This window comes from Roseinatronobacter ekhonensis (assembly GCF_900499075.1).
In the GTDB taxonomy this organism is placed as follows: domain Bacteria; phylum Pseudomonadota; class Alphaproteobacteria; order Rhodobacterales; family Rhodobacteraceae; genus Roseinatronobacter; species Roseinatronobacter ekhonensis.
Map to the genome: position 1 here is coordinate 1 of NZ_UIHC01000146.1, position 1797 is coordinate 1797.

Below are 1797 nucleotides of genomic sequence, written 5' to 3' on the forward strand. Positions count from 1 at the left end.
CGACAAGCCCAAACCCTTCAAATGGACCAAAACCGCCGAGGACATCCTCACCCGGGAACGCCGCGCTCTGAACGCGCTCGATGAAATTCGCGGAAACAGGTAGGAAGTGTCAGACTCAGAACACTAGTTCATTCTGCGAGGCTCCCCAGTAAGCTGCAACGATTGCGAACAAATCTACAGCGCGTTTGGCGTCCAAGTCCCCTTCTGCAGTTCTCAGGTCTAGAAAATTCATATTAGGTGGCGGAAGCATTACCTTGACTGGCTTTTCTTTTGTAGCTCCCTGAACATTTGTGTTCTGTCCGAATTTTTTCCAATCTTCTGGGGCGGCCAAAACTAAGTCTGCCAGATCAAAGTAATCGGTTATCCGAAAATCCGCGAAACCAGCGCCCCTCCCATTTTCTGGCAAAAGGCTTTCGATTGAGACCCCTTTCCCAGGATGCTCAAACTTTATGAAAATCGTTCCTTCGGTGTCTTCATACAAAAACCGACCGCGCTTTTTCATGGAAACAGAATTACTATACAACAATCATTATGCCACGCTTCAGCAAGACCTCCAAAAAAAGTCTCTACACGGTTTCCACAGCATTAAGGTCTAACATCGCCATGCCATCACCACCAATAATCCCTCGTAAGCGCGCATAACCATTTGCCGCATCATCCGGATACATTTGGGCATAAAGGTTCTGGTAGCTTGGAGTTTCCGCACCACCCGTATTAATGAAATCGCGTGCCCGGGCCATATTTCTGACAATTTCGTTGTTACCCTCTCCAAACATGGCCTGCATTACTTGCGCCGAAGTCGACGCATCCATACGGTTAAAGGCCCCAAAGTCACCATCTGGAGCTAGGTGTCGCATCTCACTGCCAATCGCGGCCATTTCTTCACCAGTCAGAAAGCGATTTCCCAACGTAGTGTTTTCGCCCAAACACATACCGATAAACCCTTGCGTTAAATCATTACGCCCGAGCGCATTTGAATCAATATCCGTAGCGACACCCAACGTGCCGTCACTCAAGCCCAGCAAGCCTTGCACCCCACCGGCTAAGCCATGGTTACGGCAGACGGCGTCTACCAGCATCTCGTTCATGTCATTGTTGATATCTTCAGCCTGAAAAGCTCCATCAGATGGAACCATCCGCCGCATAGCGACTGGGTTAGCTCCGTCCACTTCCCCCACAAACCGGTAGTTTTCACTGCCTGGCGGGTCGGCGTAGGCAACCACTCGCGGATTGCCTGCCGATAATACCAACGGATCGCCTTCATCAAACGGGATCGGTTCTTCGCCAACCACGACTTCTTTCTCGACAAAAATACCCGAACCCGGTGGTTCTTCCACTTCTTGGATTTCAGTGATATCTCGGGTCCCCCGACCTTCGCGCAAGGTGGTCTGCATTTCACTGGCGTTACGCGGTTGCGCTGGTCGCGTTGGCGTGATGCCAAACTCAGCGGCAATCGCATCCTGCGTGGCTTGGCTTACGCCACTGTTGTAATCTGGCGAACTGAAAACCGCCGTTTGGATAAATTGCACTGGGTCAGGCACGCCCTGACTAAAGTCTAACTGATTTAAGCGCTGTCGAATAATCGGGGCATCTGCCGGTACTCGATCAGCAATTGACACAATCTGTTTAAAAGCACGAAGTTGCTCTTTGTATTCTTCAGGAACACGTTCTGAAGTGGTCCTGCTTTTTAGGACAGGTTTGCGGCTTGTCTAAGATGCATCAGATTTATGTTCATGCCGCTTTTCGTATCTCTGCTTGCTCGAAGTATGCCGCGTCTGGGGTGCGTTTGTCGAGCGC

At 50.5% G+C, this 1797-nt stretch carries 2 protein-coding genes; both read right to left on the reverse strand.

Annotated features, from left to right (window positions below):
- Positions 1-115: 115 nt before the first annotated feature.
- Entirely contained in the window at positions 116-502 is a 387-nt protein-coding gene (locus tag ROE7235_RS19485; protein WP_121097695.1) for a hypothetical protein, read from the reverse strand.
- A gap of 64 nt (positions 503-566) precedes the next feature.
- On the reverse strand, positions 567-1541 hold the full coding sequence (locus ROE7235_RS19490; RefSeq protein ID WP_147434292.1) for a hypothetical protein: 975 nt from the start codon (positions 1539-1541) through the stop codon (positions 567-569).
- Positions 1542-1797 lie beyond the last annotated feature (256 nt).